Source organism: Streptomyces phytophilus (genome assembly GCF_013870535.1).
In the GTDB taxonomy this organism is placed as follows: Bacteria; Actinomycetota; Actinomycetes; order Streptomycetales; family Streptomycetaceae; genus Streptomyces; species Streptomyces phytophilus.
In genome coordinates, this window is the sequence record NZ_JACBXC010001289.1 from 1 (window position 1) to 1,674 (window position 1,674).

The window sequence follows — 1,674 nt, forward strand, 5'->3', positions numbered from 1 at the left end:
GCGGCCCGGCGAGGCCGCCTGGTGGGCCGGGGTGCTCTTCGTCGTCGCGGTCCTCGCCGGCGCCGCCGCGCCGGTCGCGGCGCTCGCCGGGCTGCCGACCGCCGAACACCCCGCGCTGCAGTGGGCCGGGCTGGCGGTCACGCTCGCGGGGATGGGCGCCACCTTCGTGGCGCAGACGAACATGGGCGCGTCCTGGCGCGTGGGCGTCGCCGCCGGGGAGCGCACCGAACTGGTCACCGCGGGGCTCTTCGCGCACGTACGCAACCCGGTCTTCACCGCCATGACCACCGCCGCCACCGGCCTCGCGCTGCTGCTCCCCAACGCCGTGTCCGTCACGGCCCTCGCCGCGCTGGTCGTCGCGGTCGAGTTGCAGGTACGGGTGGTGGAGGAGCCTTACCTCACGGCGGTCCACGGCGACGCCTACGCCGCGTACACCGCCCGCACCGGCCGGTTCCTGCCCGGCGTGGGGCGGAAGGCGGCCTGACGGCGGCGGTCAGGGGCGGCTGGCGGCGTAGAAAGGCATGCTGTCGACCGGGACGACCTCCACGTTCTTGCCCGTGCGGGGCGCGTGGATCGCCTGGCCGTCGCCGACGTACATGCCGTTGTGCTGGGTGTCGTTGTACCAGTAGATGATGTCGCCCGGCTGCATGTCGGCCTGGCCGACCTTGCGGCCCGCGTCGTACTGCTGCTTGACCGTGCGGGGCAGCGAGACCCCCGCCGCGCCCCACGCCGCGCCCGTCAGGCCGGAGCAGTCGAAGGAGTTGGGGCCCGTGGCGCCCCACTCGTACGGCTTGCCGAGCTGCGCGTACGCGAAGTCCAGGGCCGCCTTCGCGCGGCCGCTCGCCGGGCCGTCGTACGTGTCCGCCGAGTCGCTGGTGCCGGCCTCCTGGGCCTCGCGCTCCTCGGCGGCGTCGAGGCGGGCGCGCTCCTCGGCGGTCAGGGAGTTGAGGAGCGTGCGTGCCTCCGTCAGCTTCGTCCGGACCTCGTCCTTCTTCTCCGCGGCGGCCTTGCGGAACTCCTCCGCCTCGCGGAGCTTCGCCGACGTCTCCCTGCGCTGCTGCGCCAGTTCCCGCTGCTTGTCCTGGAGCACGCTGAGGGCCGACGCCTGCCGGTGGCCGACGCGGTCGACCATCTCGGCCTCCGCCAGGTACTCGTCGGGGTCGGCGGACAGGGCGAGCTGCACGCCGGGGTCGATGCCGCCGTTGCGGTACTGCTCGGCGGCCAGCGGGCCTATCCGGTCGCGCAGTTCGTTGATCTCCTTCTGCTGGCGGGCCGCCTCGTCCTGCGCCTTGTCGGCCTCCTTCTGCAACTTCTGCTGGCGCTCGCGGGCGCTGTTGTACTCCTCGGTGGGCCCCGTGGCCTCCTCGTACAGCTTCGCCACCTCCGCGCGCACCTCCTCGACGGTCTGCTTCGGCTGGGCCTGGCCGCTCTGCGCCGACAGCAGGGTGAACGCCCCGGCGGCGAAGGAGAGGGTCGTGATCCGGGCGCGGCCGGGGGACTTCGGGCGGCGGTGCGCTCCCATGGCGGAGTTGCTCCTCATCCTCGGCGGCGACATGAACCGAAAGGCAACTTAGTAGATTAGTAGAAGCGCGGGCAAGCGACCCCCCTGGAAGCGGGGGTACGGGCCCTCAAGCCCACTCAGCCCAGCGCCGGCGGGCAGGCCACCAGCAGCGG

The 1,674-nt window shown here is 73.4% G+C and carries 2 protein-coding genes; one reads left to right on the forward strand and one right to left on the reverse strand.

Annotated elements, in window-relative coordinates; translation table 11 throughout:
- Window positions 1-484: methyltransferase family protein (locus tag H5J30_RS31665; RefSeq protein ID WP_181791021.1), on the forward strand; the 484-nt coding region annotated here is incomplete at its 5' end.
- Between the two features lie 9 nt (window positions 485-493).
- Here H5J30_RS31665 and H5J30_RS31670 read toward each other — a convergent pair.
- Window positions 494-1,522, reverse strand: a complete 1,029-nt coding sequence (locus H5J30_RS31670; RefSeq protein WP_181791023.1) for a C40 family peptidase — start codon at window positions 1,520-1,522, stop codon at window positions 494-496.
- Window positions 1,523-1,674: the final 152 nt, after the last annotated feature.

Excerpts from the sequence above, each read along its gene's own strand:
- H5J30_RS31670 (WP_181791023.1), bottom strand. The coding sequence starts at position 1,522 with ATGGGAGCGCACCGCCGCCCGAAGTCCCCCGGCCGCGCCCGGATCACG.